Origin of the sequence: Pseudomonas wadenswilerensis (genome assembly GCF_900497695.1) — a bacterium.
GTDB lineage: Bacteria > Pseudomonadota > Gammaproteobacteria > Pseudomonadales > Pseudomonadaceae > Aquipseudomonas > Aquipseudomonas wadenswilerensis.
This window is the reverse complement of sequence record NZ_UIDD01000006.1, coordinates 314,060-333,547: the sequence shown is the minus strand read 5'-3', so window position 1 is coordinate 333,547 and position 19,488 is coordinate 314,060. Positions and strand designations below refer to the sequence as shown.

At 62.5% G+C, this 19,488-nt stretch carries 16 protein-coding genes; 7 read left to right on the top strand and 9 right to left on the bottom strand.

Annotated elements, in window-relative coordinates; all coding sequences use genetic code 11:
• The first annotated feature begins 323 nt into the window (after positions 1 to 323).
• The 3 genes from CCOS864_RS10370 to CCOS864_RS10360 all read left to right on the top strand — a co-directional run bounded on the left by CCOS864_RS10370 (position 324) and on the right by CCOS864_RS10360 (position 3,545).
• Positions 324 to 1,343, top strand: coding sequence for a branched-chain amino acid aminotransferase (locus CCOS864_RS10370; protein WP_115086208.1), 1,020 nt, complete (start codon positions 324 to 326; stop codon positions 1,341 to 1,343).
• A gap of 167 nt (positions 1,344 to 1,510) precedes the next feature.
• A complete protein-coding gene (locus CCOS864_RS10365) occupies positions 1,511 to 2,191 on the top strand; it encodes a response regulator transcription factor (RefSeq protein WP_115086207.1) in 681 nt (226 codons plus the stop codon).
• Entirely contained in the window at positions 2,169 to 3,545 is a 1,377-nt protein-coding gene (locus CCOS864_RS10360; protein WP_115086206.1) for a sensor histidine kinase, read from the top strand. The genes CCOS864_RS10365 and CCOS864_RS10360 overlap by 23 nt, the downstream gene beginning before the upstream one ends.
• A gap of 73 nt (positions 3,546 to 3,618) precedes the next feature.
• Here CCOS864_RS10360 and cysS read toward each other — a convergent pair whose 3' ends face one another.
• Positions 3,619 to 5,001: a cysteine--tRNA ligase gene (cysS, locus tag CCOS864_RS10355; protein WP_115086205.1), complete on the bottom strand. Its 1,383-nt coding sequence runs from the start codon at positions 4,999 to 5,001 to the stop codon at positions 3,619 to 3,621.
• Positions 5,002 to 5,010: 9 nt separating this feature from the next.
• The gene (locus CCOS864_RS10350; RefSeq protein WP_115086204.1) at positions 5,011 to 6,714 is read right to left on the bottom strand and encodes a glutamine--tRNA ligase/YqeY domain fusion protein; all 1,704 of its coding nucleotides are present in this window, start codon (positions 6,712 to 6,714) and stop codon (positions 5,011 to 5,013) included.
• A gap of 237 nt (positions 6,715 to 6,951) precedes the next feature.
• Between CCOS864_RS10350 and CCOS864_RS10345 the strand changes: the two genes are divergently transcribed.
• Both CCOS864_RS10345 and lpxH read left to right on the top strand, forming a co-directional pair.
• A complete protein-coding gene (locus CCOS864_RS10345; protein WP_115086203.1) occupies positions 6,952 to 7,455 on the top strand; it encodes a peptidylprolyl isomerase in 504 nt (167 codons plus the stop codon).
• Positions 7,452 to 8,174, top strand: coding sequence for a UDP-2,3-diacylglucosamine diphosphatase (gene lpxH, locus CCOS864_RS10340; RefSeq protein WP_036996340.1), 723 nt, complete (start codon positions 7,452 to 7,454; stop codon positions 8,172 to 8,174). The genes CCOS864_RS10345 and lpxH overlap by 4 nt, the downstream gene beginning before the upstream one ends.
• A 101-nt stretch (positions 8,175 to 8,275) precedes the next feature.
• Here the strand turns inward: lpxH and CCOS864_RS10335 are convergent, their stop codons facing one another.
• The 5 genes from CCOS864_RS10335 to CCOS864_RS10315 form a co-directional block, all read right to left on the bottom strand.
• Positions 8,276 to 9,808, bottom strand: a complete 1,533-nt coding sequence (locus CCOS864_RS10335) for a DHA2 family efflux MFS transporter permease subunit (protein ID WP_115086202.1) — start codon at positions 9,806 to 9,808, stop codon at positions 8,276 to 8,278.
• Positions 9,805 to 11,001: an HlyD/EmrA/EmrK family protein gene (locus CCOS864_RS10330; RefSeq protein ID WP_115086201.1), complete on the bottom strand. Its 1,197-nt coding sequence runs from the start codon at positions 10,999 to 11,001 to the stop codon at positions 9,805 to 9,807. Before CCOS864_RS10330 ends, CCOS864_RS10335 begins: the two co-directional genes overlap by 4 nt.
• A gap of 15 nt (positions 11,002 to 11,016) precedes the next feature.
• On the bottom strand, positions 11,017 to 12,483 hold the full coding sequence (locus CCOS864_RS10325; RefSeq protein WP_115086200.1) for an efflux transporter outer membrane subunit: 1,467 nt from the start codon (positions 12,481 to 12,483) through the stop codon (positions 11,017 to 11,019).
• Positions 12,480 to 12,953 (bottom strand): MarR family winged helix-turn-helix transcriptional regulator, encoded by a 474-nt coding sequence (locus tag CCOS864_RS10320; protein WP_115086199.1) that lies wholly within the window; start codon positions 12,951 to 12,953, stop codon positions 12,480 to 12,482. The genes CCOS864_RS10325 and CCOS864_RS10320 overlap by 4 nt, the downstream gene beginning before the upstream one ends.
• A 179-nt stretch (positions 12,954 to 13,132) precedes the next feature.
• Complete coding sequence (locus CCOS864_RS10315) at positions 13,133 to 13,738, bottom strand: MiaE family protein (RefSeq protein ID WP_115086198.1); 606 nt, start codon at positions 13,736 to 13,738, stop codon at positions 13,133 to 13,135.
• Between the two features lie 158 nt (positions 13,739 to 13,896).
• On the opposite strand from CCOS864_RS10315, the gene CCOS864_RS10310 reads away from it, so the two are divergent.
• On the top strand, positions 13,897 to 14,760 hold the full coding sequence (locus tag CCOS864_RS10310; protein ID WP_115086197.1) for a universal stress protein: 864 nt from the start codon (positions 13,897 to 13,899) through the stop codon (positions 14,758 to 14,760).
• A 98-nt stretch (positions 14,761 to 14,858) separates the two neighbouring features.
• Here CCOS864_RS10310 and CCOS864_RS10305 read toward each other — a convergent pair whose 3' ends face one another.
• On the bottom strand, positions 14,859 to 15,326 hold the full coding sequence (locus CCOS864_RS10305) for a DUF1289 domain-containing protein (protein WP_115086196.1): 468 nt from the start codon (positions 15,324 to 15,326) through the stop codon (positions 14,859 to 14,861).
• Positions 15,327 to 15,732: 406 nt separating this feature from the next.
• Here CCOS864_RS10305 and acnB point away from each other — a divergent pair, with 406 nt between their 5' ends.
• Positions 15,733 to 18,342, top strand: coding sequence for a bifunctional aconitate hydratase 2/2-methylisocitrate dehydratase (gene acnB, locus CCOS864_RS10300; protein WP_166675671.1), 2,610 nt, complete (start codon positions 15,733 to 15,735; stop codon positions 18,340 to 18,342).
• A gap of 134 nt (positions 18,343 to 18,476) precedes the next feature.
• Here the strand turns inward: acnB and CCOS864_RS10295 are convergent, their stop codons facing one another.
• Entirely contained in the window at positions 18,477 to 19,406 is a 930-nt protein-coding gene (locus tag CCOS864_RS10295) for an IS110 family RNA-guided transposase (protein WP_115086194.1), read from the bottom strand.
• Positions 19,407 to 19,488 lie beyond the last annotated feature (82 nt).

Sequence of the window (19,488 nt, the reverse complement as noted above, 5' to 3'; positions counted from 1 at the left end):
GGAGAAAAGACAAGGCCCCGTCCATTGCTGGCGGGGCCTTGGTTTACCTGCTGCCTAAGGTTAAGCAGCCGTACCCGCCCCGCGTATAGCGGTGGTAGTGGTACGCGACGAGGTCAGCAGGCAAAGCTTCATGCTTCGATAATGCGCCCGGACTGTGGAACGGTCAATGCCTGTCGCGCCAGGCAGCGGCAAAGATTTTCCCTGCGACCAAGGTCCAATCTATGACTGGGCGTTCCCGATCTGCACGGGATGTATTATCGTGGCCAAGTGCGCAATAAGAACCGCCTGCCAGAGCAGGCATCTGCAACCGAATCGAGGGTGCCATGAGTAACGAAAGCATTAACTGGGACAAGCTGGGCTTCGACTACATCAAGACCGACAAGCGCTACCTGTCCTATTTCCGTAACGGCGAGTGGGACAAGGGCACCCTGACCGAAGACAACCAGCTGCACATCAGCGAAGGCTCGACCGCGCTGCATTATGGCCAGCAATGCTTCGAGGGGATGAAAGCCTACCGCTGCAAGGACGGCTCGATCAACCTGTTCCGCCCGGACCAGAACGCCCTGCGCATGCAGCGCAGCTGCGACCGCCTGCTGATGCCGCAGGTGCCGACCGAACAGTTCATCGACGCCTGCAAGCAGGTGGTCAAGGCCAACGAGCGTTTCATTCCGCCGTACGGCAAGGGTGCGCTGTACCTGCGACCGTTCGTCATCGGCGTGGGTGACAACATTGGCGTGCGGACCGCGCCGGAGTTCATCTTCTCGATCTTCGCCATCCCGGTCGGCTCGTACTTCAAGGGCGGCATGACCCCGCACAAGTTCCTGATCTCCGACTACGACCGCGCCGCGCCACAAGGCACCGGCGCTGCCAAGGTGGGCGGCAACTACGCGGCCAGCCTGCAACCGGGCTACAAGGCCAAGCAAGCCGGCTTTGCCGACTGCATCTACCTTGACCCGCTGACCCACACCAAGATCGAGGAAGTCGGCTCGGCCAACTTCTTTGGTATCACCGCCAACAACGAGTTCATCACGCCGAAGTCCGCTTCCGTGCTGCCGGGCATCACCCGCCTGTCGCTGATGGAACTGGCGCAATCGCGCCTGGGCCTGAAGGTCATCGAAGGCGACGTGCTGATCAACAACCTGGACCGCTTCGTCGAGGCTGGCGCCTGCGGTACCGCCGCGGTGATCACCCCGATCGGCGGCATCCAGTACGGCGACAAGCTGCACGTGTTCTACAGCGAAAGCGAAGTCGGCCCGGTCACCCAGAAGCTCTACAACGAGCTGACCGGCATCCAGAGCGGCGACATCGAAGGCCCGGCGGGCTGGGTTGTGAAAGTCGCCTGACCTGCAACAGGGGCCGCGTTGCGGCCCATCGCCGGCAACGCCGGCTCCCACAGGGGTCGGTGCAGGCCGGCCCATTGTGGTCCCTCTCCTAGATGAATTTTTCTTTAACCCGGGCACCGCCTATTCTTTGGCACAATCAAGTCTCTACCCGCCGCCCAGGTAAAAGCATGCCCCGCGTACTGACTATCGAAGACGACGCTGTCACCGCCCAGGAAATCGTCGCCGAACTTTCCAGCCATGGCCTGGAAGTGGAATGGGCCGACAACGGCCGTGAAGGCCTGGCCAAGGCCATTGCCGGCGGCTACGACCTGATCACCCTGGACCGGATGCTCCCGGAGGTCGACGGCCTGACCATCGTCACGACCCTGCGCACCCTGAAGATCGCCACGCCAATCCTGATGATCAGCGCCCTGTCGGATGTCGACGAACGGGTCCGCGGCCTGCGCGCCGGCGGTGATGACTACCTGACCAAACCGTTCGCCTCCGATGAAATGGCCGCCCGCGTCGAGGTGCTGCTGCGGCGTAACAGCGTGCCCCTGGCACAGACCCGCCTGCAAGTCGCCGACCTTGAACTGGACCTGATCAGCCACGAGGCCAAGCGCGGCGAGCAGACCCTCAACCTGCTGCCCACCGAGTACAAGCTGCTGGAATTCCTCATGCGTCATGCCGGTCAGGTGATTACCCGGATGATGATTTTCGAGGAGGTCTGGGGCTATCACTTCGACCCGGGCACCAACCTGATCGACGTGCACATCGGACGCTTGCGCAAGAAGATCGACGCCGCTGGCCAGACTCCGCTGATTCGCACCGTGCGGGGCTCGGGCTATGCCATTGCCGAACCCGTCTAAGGGCTGGAGCTCGTCCACCAGCCGCCTGCTGGCGCTGTACAGCTTCCTGTTCGTGGCCTGGAGCAGCATCCTCATGGGGGTGCTGTACTTCGAGGTCTCGGGCTACCTGAACAAGCTCACCCGCCATTCCTTGCTGCAGCGCCAGCACCTGTTCGCGCACATGAGCGGCAAGCAGCTCGATGATGCATTGATTGCCAGCCAGGCCTTTGAGGAGCGCAGTTTCGATGCCTATGGCCTGTTCGACGGGCAGTTCAATCCGCTCGGCGGGCAGATCCGCCAGGTGCCGCCCGAGCTGGGCCTGGATGGCAAGATTCATGAACTGAGCCGTTGCCTGGACGCCGACGACCCGCACCTGCCCCGCGACAGCTGCGATGCGGTGGCGATCAAGGTCCGCGATGGCCGCTGGCTGCTGCTGGTGCGCGACAACGGCTCGCTGTTCGTGGTCACCCGGATCATCCTCCACGCGCTGCTCTGGGGCCTGTCGCTGACCATCATCCCCGGCATCGCCGGCTGGTACCTGCTGCGCCGCAGGCCGCTCAAGCGTATCCGCGCGATCCAGGCCAGCGCCGAGCAGATCGTTGCCGGCGACCTGACCCGGCGCCTGCCGCTGTCGGCGCGGCGCGACGAACTGGACATGCTGGCGGCCATCGTCAACGCCATGCTCGATCGCATCGAGCGCCTGATGCATGAAGTCAAAGGCGTGTGCGACAACATCGCCCACGACCTGCGTACCCCGCTGACCCGCCTGCGCGCCCAGCTCTACCGCATTCGCCAGCAGGCCGGCGATGACTCGCCGCAGGCCGAAGCGCTGGAGCAGGCGATTGGCGAAACCGACACCTTGATGGCGCGTTTTCGCGGCTTGCTGCGCATTAGTGAACTGGAAGACCGCCAGCGCCGTGCAGGCTTCGTCGAGCTTGACCCCCACGGGCTGCTGCAGGAACTGCATGACTTCTACCTGCCCCTGGCCGAAGACGGCGAGATCGACCTGACCCTGGAGATGCCCGAACAGCTACCGGCGCTGCATGGCGACCGCGAGCTGCTGTTCGAGGCACTGGCCAACCTGGTGGGCAATGCCATCAAGTTCACGCCAGAGCAGGGCCAGGTGCTGATGCGGGCGCTGAGCGATGCCAAGGGTGTGCATATCGAGGTGCACGACAGCGGCCCGGGGATTCCCGAGAACGAGCGTGGGGCGGTGTTGAAGCGCTTTTATCGCAGCGAGGAAGGCCAGCGCCACCCGGGGTTCGGGCTGGGGTTGTCGATCGTTGCGGCGATCGTCGACCTGCATGGCTTTGAGCTGGAGGTGGGAGGGAGTGAGCTGGGTGGGGCGAAACTGGTGTTGCACTGTAGACGTTAGGGCCTCATCGCTGGCAAGCCAGCTCCCACGGGTCCTGTGGGAGCTGGCTTGCCAGCGATGAAAGCCCCGCCGATCAGTCAGCCAAGCGCCAGGTCGTGCCGCCCTTGCCGTCTTCCAGCACCACGCCCATGGCGGTCAGCTGGTCGCGGATACGGTCGGATTCGGCCCAGTTCTTGTCGGCACGCGCTTGCAGGCGCGCCTGGATCAAGGCTTCAACCTCGGCGGCATCGACCTTGCCTTCGGCACCGGCACGCAGGAAGTCATCAGCTTCCAGTTGCAGCACACCCAGCAGATCACCCAGCTCGCGCAGACGACCGGCCAGGCCAGCAGCGGCCTGTGGATCGCTCTCGCGCAGGCGGTTGATCTCGCGCACCAGGTCGAACAGCACGGCGCAGGCTTCGGGGGTGCCGAAATCGTCGTTCATCGCCGCCGTGAAGCGCTCGACGTACTCTTCGCCACCCTTGGCCGCCACTCGCGGCAGGCCGCGCAGGGCGTGGTAGAAACGCTCCAGGGCACCCTTGGACTCACGCAGGCTGTCTTCGGAGTAGTTGATCGAGCTGCGGTAGTGGCTCGACACCAGCAGGTAGCGCACCACCTCCGGGTGATACTTGTCGAGCACGTCGCGAATGGTGAAGAAGTTGTTCAAGGACTTGGACATCTTCTCGCCATTGATGCGAATCATGCCGCAGTGCATCCACGAGTTGGCGTACTGCTTGCCGGTCGCGGCCTCGCTCTGGGCGATTTCGTTCTCGTGGTGCGGGAACTCCAGGTCGTTGCCACCGCCGTGGATGTCGAAGCTCTCGCCCAGGCAGCAGGTGGACATCACCGAGCACTCGATGTGCCAGCCCGGACGGCCCGGACCCCAGGGCGACTCCCAGCTCGGCTCGCCCGGCTTGACGCCCTTCCAGAGGACGAAGTCGAGCGGGTCCTGCTTGGCTTCGTCGACCTCGATGCGGGCACCGATGCGCAGGTCTTCGATCTTCTTGCGCGACAGCTTGCCGTAGCCGACGAACTTGCCGACCCGGTAGTACACGTCGCCGTTGCCCGGCGCGTAGGCATACGCTTTGTCGATCAGGGTCTGGATCATCGCGTGCATGCCGGCGATATGGTCGGTGGCACGCGGCTCCTGGTCCGGCGGCAGGATGTTCAGGCGGCGCTCGTCTTCGTGCATCGCGTCGATCATGCGGGCGGTCAGGGCGTCGAAGGATTCGCCGTTCTCGTTGGCCCGGTTGATGATCTTGTCATCGATGTCGGTGATGTTGCGCACGTAGGTCAGGTCGTAGCCGCTGTAACGCAGCCAGCGGGTCACCAGGTCGAAGGCGACCATGCTGCGCCCGTGGCCCAGGTGGCAGAAGTCGTAGACGGTCATGCCGCAGACGTACATCCGTACCTTGTTGCCTTCAAGCGGTTTGAAGACTTCCTTGGTCTTGCTGAGCGTGTTGTAGATGGTAAGCACAAGAGTTCCTTAGCTGCCCCACGAATCGCGCAGGGTCACGGTGCGGTTGAACACCGGGCGACCCGGCTGGGAGTCTTTCAGGTCGGCGCTGAAGTAGCCTTCGCGCTCGAACTGGAAGCGGTCTTCTGGCTGGGCCTGGCCCAGGGAAGGTTCCGCACGACAACCGGTCAGCACCTGCAGCGAATCAGGATTGATGTTGTCAAGGAAGTTGCCGCCATCTTCGGTCTTCTCGGGGTTGGCCGAGCGGAACAGGCGGTCGTACAGACGCACTTCGCATTCGACGCTGGCGTCGGCCGGCACCCAGTGGATCACGCCCTTGACCTTGCGGCCCTCGGGGTTCTTGCCCAGGGTGTCCGGGTCGTACGAGCAGCGCAGCTCGACGATGTTGCCGTCGGCGTCCTTGATCGCCTCGTCGGCGCGGATCACGTAGCTGCCGCGCAGGCGCACTTCACCGGCCGGCTCCAGGCGCTTGTAGCCCTTTGGCGGCTCTTCCATGAAGTCGTCGCGGTCGATGTAGATCTCGCGGGCGAATGGCAGCGCGCGCACGCCCATGTCTTCTTTCGGGTGGCGCGGCAGTTCGAGGTTCTCGACCTGGCCTTCAGGGTAGTTGGTAATGACCACTTTCAGCGGGCGCAGCACGCACATGGCGCGTGGCGCAGTGCGGTCGAGGTCGTCACGGATGCTGAATTCGAGCATCGACATGTCGACCACGCCGTCGGAGCGGTTGGTGCCGACCATTTCGCAGAAGTTGCGGATCGACGCCGGGGTGTAACCACGGCGGCGGAAGCCCGACAGGGTCGACATGCGCGGGTCGTCCCAGCCGTTGACGTGCTGCTCGTCGACCAGTTGCTTGAGCTTGCGCTTGCTGGTGATGGTGTAGTTCAGGTTCAGGCGGCTGAACTCGTACTGGCGCGGCTTGGCCGGCACCGGCAGGTTGTCGAGGAACCATTCGTACAGCGGGCGATGGCCTTCGAATTCGAGGGTGCAGATCGAGTGGGTGATGCCTTCGATGGCGTCCGACTGACCGTGGGTGAAGTCGTAGTTCGGATAGATGCACCACGCGTCACCGGTCTGGTGATGGTGGGCATGACGGATGCGGTAGAGGATCGGGTCGCGCAGGTTCATGTTCGGCGAGGCCATGTCGATCTTGGCCCGCAGCACGCGCTCGCCGTCCTTGAACTCGCCGGCTTTCATGCGCGCGAACAGGTCGAGGTTCTCGTCAACCGAACGCTCGCGGAACGGGCTGTTCTTGCCAGGCGTGGTCAGGTTGCCACGGTATTCCTTGGCCTGTTCCGGGGTCAGGTCGCAAACATAGGCCTTGCCGGCCTTGATCAGCTCGACCGCCCAGTCGTGCAGCTGGTCGAAGTATTGCGAAGCGTAGCGCACCGGGCCGGTCCACTCGAAGCCCAGCCACTTGATGTCGCTCTGGATCGCGTCGATGTACTCCTGGTCCTCTTTGGCCGGGTTGGTGTCATCGAAACGCAGGTGACAGGCCCCGCCGAATTCCTGGGCCAGGCCGAAGTTCACGCAGATCGACTTGGCATGGCCGATGTGCAGGTAACCGTTGGGCTCTGGCGGGAAACGGGTGACGATGCTGCTGTGCTTGCCCGAGTCCAGGTCTGCCTGCACGATCGGACGCAGGAAGTTCGCAGGGATGGCGGGAGCGCCTTTGGCAGCGGCGTTGGGAGCGGTGTCGGCAGTGGGCTTGCTCATAGGATCCTTGAATACGGGGTGCACGGCCTGGGTAGGCCGACTGAATCAAAGCGCTTATCATAGCCGAAGCGGTCGAGCTGCCGACAGCATCGCGCCGACAAACTGGCGCGATATTCGCCGGCGAATGCAAAAAAACTGCCGCGAACCACGTATCGCGGGCTGTAGACTGTGCGTCAGGTGTGTATCGCGATACTGCGCGAACTATTTTCCAATGCCTTGAATAGCGAGAATTTGAGCATGACCCAAGTCAAATTGACTACCAATCACGGCGACATCGTCATCGAACTGAACGCCGAGAAAGCCCCGATCACCGTGGCCAACTTCATCGAATACGTTAACGCTGGCCACTACAGCAACACTGTATTCCACCGCGTCATTGGTAACTTCATGATCCAGGGCGGCGGTTTCGAGCCAGGCATGAAAGAGAAGAAAGACAAGCGTCCAAGCATCCAGAACGAAGCCGACAACGGTCTGAGCAACGACAAGTACACCATTGCCATGGCCCGCACCATGGAGCCGCATTCGGCTTCGGCACAGTTCTTCATCAACGTCGCCGACAACAGCTTCCTCAACCACAGCGGCAAGAACGTGCAGGGTTGGGGCTATGCAGTGTTCGGTAAAGTTACCGAAGGCACCGACGTTGTCGACAAGATCAAAGCCGTTGCCACCGGTTCCAAGTCCGGTCACCAGGACGTGCCGAAGGACGACGTGATCATCGAGAAAGCCGAGATCATTGAGTGATACTGCTGATCTCTGATCTGCACCTGCAAGAAGAACGCCCGGACATTACCCGGGCGTTTGTTGATCTGCTCGACGGTCGTGCGCGGCACGCCGAGGCGCTGTACATCCTCGGTGATTTCTTCGAGGCGTGGATCGGCGACGACGCCATGACGCCCTTCCAGACTTCGATTTGCCAAGCCCTGCGCGCCTTGAGCGACAGCGGCACGCAGGTCTTCCTGATGCACGGTAACCGCGACTTCCTGCTTGGCCAGGCCTTTTGCAAGGCCGCGGGCTGCACCCTGCTGGCTGACCCCAGCGTGGTCGAGATGGGCGGTGAGCCGGTGTTGCTGATGCACGGCGACAGCCTGTGCACCCGCGACCTGGCCTACATGAAAATGCGCCGTTACCTGCGCAATCCGCTGAGCCTGTGGATTCTCCGGCACCTGCCGCTGAGCACCCGCCAGAAGCTTGCGCGCAAGCTGCGCAGCGAAAGCCGAGCGCAGACGCGGATGAAGGCCAACGACATTGTCGATGTGACCGCGGAGGAAGTGCCGCGGATCATGCAGCAGTTCGGCGTGCGCACCCTGGTGCATGGCCATACCCATCGCCCGGCGATTCACAAGCTGGTGGTCGGCGATCAACCGGCGCGGCGTATCGTGCTGGGAGATTGGGACCGGCAAGGCTGGGCGTTGCAGGTGGATGAGCAAGGGTTTCAGTTGCAGCCTTTTGCTTTTCCCTGATTGAAGGCCCTGCGGGCCTTATCGCTGGCAAGGCCAGCTCCCACAAGGGGCCTGTGCATACAGTTCCTGTGGGAGCCGGCCTTGCCGGCGATGCTTTTACTTCAATGCCCCGCCGACGCCGGCCCGGCCTTGGCCGCGAACGGCGGCTTGGCCAGCCATACCAGCAGAACCAGGCCAGCGAAAATCCAGCCCATCAGGGTGAAGTAATCCACCGTCGACATCATGTACGCCTGACTGCTGAGCATTCGCTCCAGCTGCGCATACGACTGCCCGTTCGCCCCGCCCAGCTGGTTCAGCGCCTCACGGGTGGCCGGATCAAAGGTGCTGATGTTCTCGCTGAGGTAGGCATGATGCTGGTCCGCCCGGCGAATCCAGATCCAGGTAGTCAGCGACGCGGCAAAACTGCCGCCCAGGGTCCGCAGGAAAGTCGCCAGCCCCGAGCCATCGGCAATCTGGTGCGGCGGCAGGTCGGAAAGCAGGATGCTCAGGGTCGGCATGAAGAACAGCGCCACGCCGATACCCATGAACAACTGCACCAGGGCGATGTGCTGAAAGTCGACTTCGTTGGTAAAGCCGGCGCGCATGAAGCAACTGGTGCCAATCGCCAGGAATGCCAGCCCCGCCAGCAAGCGCAGGTCGAACTTGTGCGCGTACTTGCCGACAAACGGCGACATCAGCACCGGCAACAGGCCGATCGGCGCCACCGCCAGGCCCGCCCAGGTGGCGGTGTAGCCCATCTGCGTCTGCAGCCACTGCGGCAGGATCAGGTTGATGCCGAAGAACCCGGCATAACCGCCGACCAGCACGATGGTGCCGATGCGAAAGTTGCGGTGCACGAACAGGCGCAGGTTGACCACCGGGTGCTTGTCGGTCAGTTCCCAGATGATGAACACCGCCAGGAACACCACCGAGATCAGGCTGCCGATGACGATGAAATTCGACTCGAACCAGTCCAGGTCATTGCCCTTGTCCAGCACGATCTGCAAGGCCCCGACGCCGATGATCAGGCTCAACAGGCCGATATAGTCCATCGGCTGACGGCTGGTGCTGACCGGGCGGCTGCGCATCTGCTGGCGCACCACGACAGCCGCGAACAGGCCGATCGGCACGTTGATGAAGAAAATCCACGGCCAGCTGTAGCTGTCGGTGATCCAGCCACCGAGAATCGGCCCGGCAATCGGCGCCACCACCGTGACCATCGCCAATAGCGCGAGTGCCATGCCACGTTTCGCCGGCGGATAGACCGCGATCAGCAGGGTCTGGGTCATCGGATAAAGAGGCCCGGCAACAATCCCCTGGAGCACGCGAAAGCCGACCAGCTCAGGCATCGACTGGGCGATGCCGCACAGGAACGAGGCCAGCACGAACAGCAGCGTGGCCCAGATGAACAGCTTGACCTCACCGAAGCGCCGGCTCAGCCAGCCGGTCAGCGGCAAGGCAATGGCATTGCTCACCGCAAACGAGGTGATGACCCAGGTGCCCTGCTCCGAACTCACGCCGAGGTTGCCGGAAATGGTCGGCAACGCCACGTTGGCGATGGTGGTGTCGAGCACCTGCATAAAGGTCGCCAGCGACAGGCCGATGGTGGTCAGCAACAGGCTCGGCGGTGTAAAGGAAGCCTGATTGCCGCTCATCGCTGCGCCGTCTTGCTGGAGCCTGCACTGTTGTCATGGATCAGCTTGCTGATCAGGGTATCGGCCTCGACCAGCTGACGGTCGTACACCTGGGTGGCGAACGAAGCCTTCTGCGGCGGCTGCTGGGCCAGGACCGGGCCACTCTGGTCGTGCAGGTCGACCTCGACCTGGGTCGACAGGCCGATGCGCAGCGGGTGCTTGGCCAGTTGTTCGGCATTGATATGGATGCGCACCGGCACCCGCTGGACGATCTTGATCCAGTTGCCGGTAGCGTTCTGCGCCGGCAGCAGGGCGAAGGCGCTGCCGGTACCGGCGCCGAGGCTGTCGATGGTGCCGCTGTACTTGACGTCGCTGCCGTACAGGTCGGCAACAATATCCACAGGCTGGCCAATGCGCATGTTGCGCAGCTGGGTTTCCTTGAAGTTGGCGTCGATCCACAGCTGGTCCAGGGGGATCACCGCCATGGTCGCGGTGCCCGGCTGCAGGCGCTGGCCCAGTTGCACGGTGCGCTTGGCCACGTAGCCCGTGACCGGCGCCACCAGGGTGGTGCGGGCGTTGTTCAGATAGGCCTGGCGCAGTTCAGCGGCAGCGGCCATCACCTCGGGGTGCGACGACACCACGGTGTCATCGACCAGCGCAGTAGTGGTGTTGAGTTGCTGCCTGGCATTGCTCAGCGCACTCTGCGCCGATGACAGGTCGTCACGGGCGTGGGACAGCTCCTCCTGGGAGATGGCCCCGCCGGCGGCGAGGGTCTTGCGTCGATTGAAGTTTTCCTGGGCCTTGCTCAGCTCGGCCTGACGCGCCGCCACCTGGGCTTTCATGCCGTCGACATTGCTGTACAAGCCGCGCACCTGGCGTACGGCGCGGGCCAACTTGGCTTCGGCGGCCTGCAGGCCGACCTCGGCATCGCTGGGGTCGAATTCGAGCAGCACCTGGCCTTCGTGGACCAGGTCGCCATCGTCAGCGCCGATGCTGACTACGGTGCCGGTAACCAGCGGAGTGATTTCCACCACGTTGCCGTTTACATAGGCATCGTCGGTCTCTTCGCTCCAGCGCCCGTAGAGCTCGTGCCAGGCCCAGACCGCGCCGCCAGCGACGACGATCAGCAGCGCAAGGGCCAGCAGCCAGGTCTTGCGCTTGCGCTGGTTGTCGAGGTCCTGCGTGGTGTCATCCGCAGAAGAAGTAGTGGCCATTGCTAATTCCTTGGCTTAGTGAATACGTGAAGTCGAAGGCAGCGCGGCTGCCTGGGTGTCGCCCTGGAAACCACCACCCAGGGCTTGCATCAGCTGGATCGACATGTCGATCTGTTCGGCATTGAGCTCGGCCAGTTGGCGCTGGGCCTGGAGCAGCTGCTGCTCGACGCTGAGTACATCGAGGTAGTTGCCGATGCCGGAGCCGTAGCGCTGCATCACCGTGTCATAGGACTGCTGGGCGATGTCGGTGGCGTGCTGCTTGGCGACGATCTGCCGGCCCAGGGCATGCAACTGGTCAATGCTGTCGCTGACCTCGCCGAGGGCACTGACCAGGCGTTTGTTGTACTGGGCCACGGCCAGGTCGTAGTCGGCGTCGCGGGCATCGAGGTCGGCGCGCAGGCGGCCTCCATCGAAGATCGGCAGCGACACCGCCGGGGCAATATTGAAGAAGCGGCTCGGCGCACCGAAGATCGCATCGCCCAACAGCGCCTGGGTGCCAGCGGCGGCACTGAGGTTGAGGTTGGGGTAGAAGCGGGTCTTGCTGGCGTCGATCTCCTTGCTTGCCGCCTCGACCCGCCAGCGTGCGGCCACCAGGTCCGGGCGACGCCCGAGCAGCTCGGCCGGCAAGGCTGAAGGCAAGGCCACGGCGCCAGGCTTGAGCACGGCCGGGCGGCTGATCTGGCCACCGCGATCCGGGCCTTTGCCAAGCAGTACCGCCAGGGCGATCTGGGCGCTGCGCAGTTGTTTCCCGGCGTTGATCGCCTGCTCTTCGGAGCTGGCCGCCAGGCTTTCGGTCTGCTGGTACTGGTAGGTACTGTCGATGCCCGAGGCCAGGCGGCGCTGGCCCAGTTCGAGCATCTGCCGGGTGCGCTTGAGGTCGTCCTGGGTCAGGTCATGGACGATATAGGCCTGGCCCAGCTGGCTGTAGGCGCGGGCGACATCGGCAGCGAGGGTCAGGCTCGCGGCCTGGCGGTCGATCTCGGCGGCGCGGGCTTCGCCCAGGGCAGCTTCCCAGGCATCACGCTGGCCACCCCAGAGGTCGAAGGTGTAATTGAAGTCGACACCGAGGCTGCGCAGGGTCGAGTAGCTGCCGCCCTGCCCGCTCGGGTCCTGGTCGCGAGCCAGGCGCGAACGGCTGACGCTGGCCTCGGCATCCAGGGTCGGCATGCGTGCAGCATCGGCAGCATAGGCCGCGGCGCTGGCCTGGTGGGCACGGGCGCTGGCGATCTGCATATCAGGGCTGTCTTGCAGGGCTTCACGGATCAGGCCGTCGAGCTGTGGATCGCCCAACTGGGTCCACCAGTCGCTTTTCGGCCAGGCGGCAGGCGACAGATTGATGCCGCTCAGGGTCTGCGCGGCGTTCAACCCTGCAGCGTTAATGCTGCTGGCTTCGGTGTGCAGGCCACGGTAGCTGGCGCAACCGGCCAGGGTCAGGGCCAGCACCAGCAGGCTCAGGCCGGCACGCAAGGGTCTGGCGCTCATTTGGCACCTACACGCATGGCCGTCAGGGTGTCGCCGGAAGCCAGCAGCACCTTGGTCAGGATGGCTTCGAGGGTAGCCAGCTCGCTCGGCTCGAGCACGCCCACCAGCTCGTTCATCGCTGCTGCGCCGATCTGCGGCAGCTGGTCGGCGAGCTTCTGGCCGTCCTCGCTCAGTTCCAGACGAATTTGCCGACGGTCGTCAGGGCAACGGCGGCGGATGATCAGGTCTTTCTGTTCGAGACGGTCGAGCATGCGCGTCATCGAACCGCTGTCTACCGACAGGTAGCGACACAGCTCGGCCGGGGTGTCGACGCCGTACTGGGCGACGATGATCAGCACCTTGAACTGCGCAGCGGTAACGCCGTAGGGCTGCATGTGGCTGTCGATGATGCGGTCTTTGACCAGCGCGGCGCGGCCCAGAAGCATGCCGAGGGTGCAGTTCTGGAAGTTTTCCGGGGTGTAATGCTGCATGGACGGAGATACCTGCTTAGGCAGTAAGTTACACAATGTTACTGCTTAGGCAGCTAACGTCAAGGCATTAATTAGCTTGCTTATTATTTTGGCGATAGAAGGCAATCGCGGGGCAAGCCCGCTCCCACAGTGTGGGAGCGGGCTTGCCCCGCGATCAGGCATTCAAAAGAAGTGATTAATCAGGCAGGCACGCCACTGTGAAAGCGAAACTCTTCATCCGGGCTGCTGATCAGTTCGGCCTCGACCGCCCTGACCTTCTCCACCACCCGTTCGATATCCGCCGCATCACCGTACTGATGGGCGAGCTTCAGGTAACCCTGGTAATGCCGCGCCTCGCTGTTGAGCAGGCCGTGATAGAACTTGCCCAGCTCTTCGTCCAGGTGCGGCACCAGTGCGGCAAAGCGCTCGCAACTGCGCGCTTCAATAAAGGCACCGACGACCAGGGTGTCCACCAGTTTCACCGGCTCATGGGTCCGCACCACCCGGCGCAGGCCCGAGGCATAGCGCCCGGCCGACAACGGACGCAGGGCAATCTTGCGCCGTTTCATCAGGCGCAGCACCTGCTCGTGGTGCACCAGCTCTTCACGGGCCAGGCGCGACATCATGTTGATCAGGTCCAGGTGCGTGTTGTACTTGGCCATCAAGCTCAGCGCGGTGCTGGCGGCCTTGAACTCGCAGTTCTTGTGATCGATCAGCAGGGTCTCCTGGTCGGCAAGCGCCGCCTGGACCCAGGCGTCAGGGGTACGGCAACCAAGGAAGGCTTCGATTTCGGGAATAAGGGACATAGGCTCACAAACAGGCAGGGCAAACGGCAAGACCGGCGATTATACCGGCAGCAGCGCCGATCACCAGTGAACTATGCTTGATACATATCAACGCCCATTGCAGTTGGCGCCGACTATAGTCAGGCATTGGCCGCCATTTATGAAGGGAGTTCACGCTCATGCTAGAAGTACGCAGCATCCTGGTGGTACTTGATCCCGAACACGCGCACAGCCGGGCGCTGACCCGGGCCAAACTGATCGCCGGGGTCACCGGCGCGCGCCTGCACCTGCTGATGTGCGACAAGAGACAGGACCACAGCGCGCTGCTCAGCCTGCTGGCCAGCCAGCTGCATGATGACGGCTACGATAACGTGACCCATGAGCAGGCCTGGCACGACTCCCTGCACGAGTCGATCATCGACGTGCAGCAGGCCGAAGGCTGCGAGCTGGTGATCAAGGAACATCGCCCGGACAACCCGCTCAAGCGCGCCCTGCTCACCCCCAGCGACTGGAAGCTGCTGCGCCAGTGCCCGTGCGCGGTGCTGATGGTCAAGACCGAGCGGCCGTGGACTGGCGGAGTGATCCTCGCCGCGGTGGATGTCGGCAACCACGACGAGGCCCATCGCCTGCTGCACACCAGCATCATCGACCATGGCTACGCCATTACCAGCCTGGCCAAGGGCGAGCTGCATGTGATCAGCGCCCATCCGTCGCCGATGCTGTCAGCGGCAGACCCGGTGTACCAGCTCAAGGACACCATCGAACGCAAGTACCGCGAGGAATGCGCGGCGTTCCAGGCCGAGTTCGACATCAGCGATGAGCACCTGCATGTCGCCGAAGGCCCGGCGGATGTGCTGATCCCCTATACGGCGAGCAAGTACGACGCGGTGGTGACGGTGATCGGTACCGTGGCCCGTACCGGGATTTCCGGCGCGCTGATCGGCAACACCGCCGAGGTGGTGCTGGATGCGCTGGAGTGCGATGTGCTGGTGCTCAAGACCGAGGAAGTTAAGGTGCACCTGACGGAACTGGCCAGAAGCTGAGGGCCTCATCGCTGGCAAGCCAGCTCCCACAGGGACTGCATGCACTGATCTTGTGGGAGCTGGCTTGCCAGCGATGGGCTGCAAAGCAGCCCCGGCTTTTAGCCCAAGGCATCCTTGAGAAACCCCGGCGCGATATAGCGCTGGTAATGGGCTTCCGACAGCAAGAAGAATTCCCGATCAATGGCATCGCGCAACTCGGGCAGTTCCCAGTCACGAAACTCCGGCAACAACACCATGCCGTAAGCCTCCAGCTCACGGATCACCCGCGCCCCGCGGGCAATCAGTTGATACGCCCAGCAATATTCGGACTGGTGCGGCACGAAGCGGATCTTGCGCAGCTCCAGTTGCTCGCGCAGGCGCGTGGCATCAAAGACTTCAAGTTTGGCCACCATGACCTGCACCAGCAATTGCTCCAGGCGCAGCCACACCGCACGCTTTTCGTCTTCGTTGTAGCCGTTCCAGTTGATCACTTCATGGTGAAAACGCTTGCAGCCACGGCACACCAAGTCCCCGTAAACCGTGGAGCAGAGGCCGACACAAGGCGTTTTAATTGAATGATTGGACATGAAAAAATCGACAGTTTGGCGGTGGAACAGGCTGCCATGTTAGCCCTTTGTCTAACGAGGGTCACCCGCTAAAGTCATCCAGCGCGCCTTACCTTTATCGACTTTTTACCGTAGAATCACCCGGCCTTTTTAAGGCAGCAATGTCCGTTAGAAGCTGTTTTCAAAGCGTCACGAGCACAGTTCATCCGGTAGAACGGCGTTGGCCCGGGATATTCGTCAAGCGCATGTCCCGCGCCAGCCCTCATCAGCCTCCATTCTACAGGCGTAAAACTTTGAAAGCAGCTTCTGTAAGGATTTCCTGCAACCCTGGCTACGCGGCCCAAGAAGCCGTATTGCGCACGGGTGCCGGAATTTCTGGATGAGCGTCCCGGACACCCATTTGGGACCACTGATGAGGGTAATAACTGTGCTTGAAGCCTACCGCAAACACATCGAAGAGCGTGCCGCCCAGGGTATCGTGCCCCAGCCGCTTAACGCCGAACAAACCGCAGGCCTGGTCGAGCTGCTGAAGAATCCCCCTGCTGGCGAAGAAGCAGTCCTCGTCGACCTGATCACCAACCGCGTTCCACCAGGAGTGGACGAAGCCGCCTACGTCAAGGCCGGTTTCCTTTCCGCCGTCGCCAAAGGCGAAGCCAACTCCCCGCTGATCGACAAGAAGCGCGCCGTTGAGCTGCTGGGCACCATGCAGGGCGGCTACAACATCGCCACCATGGTCGAGCTGCTGGACAACGCCGAACTGGCCCCTGTCGCCGCCGAACAGCTCAAGCACACCCTGCTGATGTTCGATGCGTTCCACGACGTCGCCGAAAAAGCCAAGGCGGGCAATGCCCACGCCAAGGCCGTGCTGGATTCCTGGGCCGCCGGTGAGTGGTTCACCAGCAAGCCAGCCATCGCTGACAAGTACAGCCTGACCGTGTTCAAGGTCCCTGGCGAAACCAACACCGACGACCTGTCCCCTGCCCCGGACGCCTGGTCGCGCCCTGACATCCCGCTGCACGCCCTGGCCATGCTGAAAATGGCCCGTGACGGCATCGTGCCTGAGCAACAAGGCGCCATCGGCCCGCTCAAGCAGATCGAAGAAGTCAAAGCCAAGGGCTTCCCGGTTGCCTACGTCGGTGACGTGGTCGGTACCGGTTCTTCGCGTAAGTCCGCGACCAACTCGGTACTGTGGTTCTTCGGCGACGACATCCCGTACGTACCGAACAAGCGTGCTGGCGGCTTCTGCTTCGGCTCGAAAATCGCCCCGATCTTCTACAACACCATGGAAGACGCCGGCGCCCTGCCGATCGAGTTCGACGTGTCGAACCTGAACATGGGCGACGTCATCGACGTCTACCCGCACGCCGGCAAAGTCTGCAAGCACGGCACCGAAGACGTCATCACCACCTTCGAACTGAAGACCCCGGTGCTGCTCGACGAAGTCCGCGCTGGCGGCCGTATCCCGCTGATCGTCGGCCGTGGCCTGACCGAGAAAGCCCGTGCCGAGCTGGGCCTGGGCCCAACCGACCTGTTCAAGCTGCCTGAAGCACCTGTCGACACCGGCAAGGGCTACACCCTGGCACAGAAGATGGTCGGTAAAGCCTGCGGCCTGCCGGAAGGCAAAGGCGTGCGTCCAGGCACCTACTGCGAACCGAAGATGACCACCGTCGGCTCCCAGGACACCACTGGCCCGATGACCCGCGACGAGCTGAAAGACCTGGCGTGCCTGGGCTTCTCCGCCGACCTGGTCATGCAGTCGTTCTGCCACACCGCGGCCTATCCAAAGCCGATCGACGTCACCACCCACCACACCCTGCCGGATTTCATCCGCACCCGTGGCGGCGTGTCCCTGCGTCCAGGCGACGGCATCATCCACAGCTGGCTGAACCGGATGCTGCTGCCGGACACCGTCGGTACCGGTGGTGACTCGCACACCCGCTTCCCGATCGGCATCTCGTTCCCGGCCGGTTCCGGCCTGGTCGCCTTCGCCGCTGCCACCGGCGTCATGCCGCTGGACATGCCGGAGTCGGTACTGGTGCGCTTCAAGGGCAAACTGCAACCCGGCATCACCCTGCGTGACCTGGTCCACGCCATCCCTTACTACGGCATCCAGAAAGGCCTGCTGACCGTCGAGAAGAAAGGCAAGATCAACGCCTTCTCCGGCCGCATCCTGGAAATCGAAGGCCTGGACGAGCTGACCGTCGAGCAAGCGTTCGAACTGTCCGACGCCTCGGCTGAACGTTCGGCTGCCGGTTGCACCATCAAGCTGCCAGAAAAAGCCGTTGCCGAGTACCTGAAGTCGAACATCACCCTGCTGCGCTGGATGATCAGCGAAGGCTACGGCGATGCCCGCACCATGGAACGTCGCGCCCAAGCGATGGAAGCCTGGCTGGCCAACCCGCAGCTGCTGGCTGCCGACAAGGACGCCGAATACGCCGAGATCATCGAGATCGACCTGGCCGACGTCAAAGAGCCTGTGCTCTGCGCCCCGAACGACCCGGACGACGCCCGTCTGCTCTCCTCCGTACAGGGCGAGAAGATCGACGAAGTGTTCATCGGTTCGTGCATGACCAACATTGGTCACTTCCGCGCTGCCGGCAAGCTGCTGGACAAGGTCAAAGGCTCGATCCCGACCCGTCTGTGGCTGTCGCCGCCAACCAAGATGGACGCTCACCAGCTGACCGAAGAAGGCTACTACGGCATCTACGGCAAGGCTGGCGCGCGCATGGAAATGCCGGGCTGCTCGCTGTGCATGGGTAACCAGGCACGTGTTGCAGCGAACTCGACCGTTGTGTCGACTTCGACCCGTAACTTCCCGAACCGTCTGGGTGATGGTGCCAACGTCTACCTGGCGTCTGCCGAGCTGGCCGCTGTTGCCTCGATCCTGGGCAAGCTGCCAACCGTCGAAGAGTACATGGAGTACGCGAAGAACATCGACAGCATGGCTGCCGACGTTTACCGCTACCTGAGCTTCGACCAGATCGCCGAGTTCCGTGAAGCGGCTGCGAACGCCAAGATCCCGGTTGTTCAAGCGTAAGCTGACTTAGCGTGAAAAAAAGCCCCGCCAATTGGCGGGGTTTTTTATTGGGCCTGCTTTGCAGGCCATCGCTGGCAAGGCCAGCTCCCACAGGGAATGTCTACACAGGACCACTGTGGGAGCAACTGTCTTGATCAGGCTGTTTGCACTCGCCAAGGGGTATTGTCCCGCAGCATTGCATTCAGCCTGACGATCAGCACCCGCATGCAAGCTACGAGTGCCACCTTGGCGCACTTGCCACGTGCCCGAAGTGCTTCGTAGCGTGCTTTAAATTCTGTGTTGTGACGGATGATGATCCAGCTCGACATGTACAGCACTCGCCTTACATGGGCCCGACCACCCCATATCTGGCGGTGCCCTCGATGGCTACCACTATCGTTGTTGTAAGGCGCTACGCCCACCAGAGCGGCGATCTGACGGCGGTCCAACTGCCCCAGTTCAGGCAGTGAGGCGAGCAGATTTGCGGCGGTTACTCGACCGATTCCGGTCACTGCCAATAACTGACGCGCCCTGGTATCGTCCAGTTGCACCATCGCCTGGTCAATTTCTTCGTCGAGGCGTTTGATCAGCACTTTCAGGTGTTCTATGTGCTCATCAAAGTGGGCCATCGCCATTGCCGAGCGGCATTGCAGGCGACGCCGTTTGTCGTCATCACGGCTCTGCACAAATTGGGCGCGCTGCTTCACCAACTCGCGCAGCTCTTCGCGTTCCGGGCTGATCGGTTGGCTTTGAGGAACGCTGAGGTGTGCAGCGAAGTCCGCAAGGACTTCGGCGTCGATCTTGTCGGTTTTGGCTTTTTTACCCATGGCATCGGCGAATTTCCGGGCACGGGCTGGGTTGATGCAGATGGTTTCCAGTCCTGCTGAGGCCAGGGCGATCAACACATCTTTCTCGTAGCCGCCTGTCGCTTCGATCAGCACTCGGCTGATATTGAAGTCCTTCAGACGCTCAAGCAACGCCTCGAAGCCTGCGGAGTTGTTGGCCACTTCGAAGCGGATTTTCTGAGGTTTGATGCAGATCTCTAAAGTGGCTTTGGCAGTGTCGATTCCAACAGAAGACAACATGGCTGAACCCTCTTACACTCAGTTGTGAGAGCGCTCTGGCTTGGCCCACGCTTGTGATTCGAGAGGCGCTCAATCAACTGTT

Bases quoted from the DNA above. Each gene is read 5' to 3' on its own strand.
- CCOS864_RS10305 (WP_115086196.1), bottom strand. From the start codon at position 15,326: ATGTCCAATCATTCAATTAAAACGCCTTGTGTCGGCCTCTGCTCCACG.
- CCOS864_RS10330 (WP_115086201.1), bottom strand. From the start codon at position 11,001: ATGGCCACTACTTCTTCTGCGGATGACACCACGCAGGACCTCGACAAC.
- CCOS864_RS10345 (WP_115086203.1), top strand. From the start codon at position 6,952: ATGACCCAAGTCAAATTGACTACCAATCACGGCGACATCGTCATCGAA.
- CCOS864_RS10320 (WP_115086199.1), bottom strand. From the start codon at position 12,953: ATGCAGCATTACACCCCGGAAAACTTCCAGAACTGCACCCTCGGCATG.
- CCOS864_RS10310 (WP_115086197.1), top strand. From the start codon at position 13,897: ATGCTAGAAGTACGCAGCATCCTGGTGGTACTTGATCCCGAACACGCG.
- CCOS864_RS10370 (WP_115086208.1), top strand. From the start codon at position 324: ATGAGTAACGAAAGCATTAACTGGGACAAGCTGGGCTTCGACTACATC.
- CCOS864_RS10350 (WP_115086204.1), bottom strand. From the start codon at position 6,714: ATGAGCAAGCCCACTGCCGACACCGCTCCCAACGCCGCTGCCAAAGGC.
- CCOS864_RS10365 (WP_115086207.1), top strand. From the start codon at position 1,511: ATGCCCCGCGTACTGACTATCGAAGACGACGCTGTCACCGCCCAGGAA.
- CCOS864_RS10325 (WP_115086200.1), bottom strand. From the start codon at position 12,483: ATGAGCGCCAGACCCTTGCGTGCCGGCCTGAGCCTGCTGGTGCTGGCC.
- CCOS864_RS10360 (WP_115086206.1), top strand. From the start codon at position 2,169: ATGCCATTGCCGAACCCGTCTAAGGGCTGGAGCTCGTCCACCAGCCGC.
- CCOS864_RS10335 (WP_115086202.1), bottom strand. From the start codon at position 9,808: ATGAGCGGCAATCAGGCTTCCTTTACACCGCCGAGCCTGTTGCTGACC.
- CCOS864_RS10315 (WP_115086198.1), bottom strand. From the start codon at position 13,738: ATGTCCCTTATTCCCGAAATCGAAGCCTTCCTTGGTTGCCGTACCCCT.
- CCOS864_RS10295 (WP_115086194.1), bottom strand. From the start codon at position 19,406: ATGTTGTCTTCTGTTGGAATCGACACTGCCAAAGCCACTTTAGAGATC.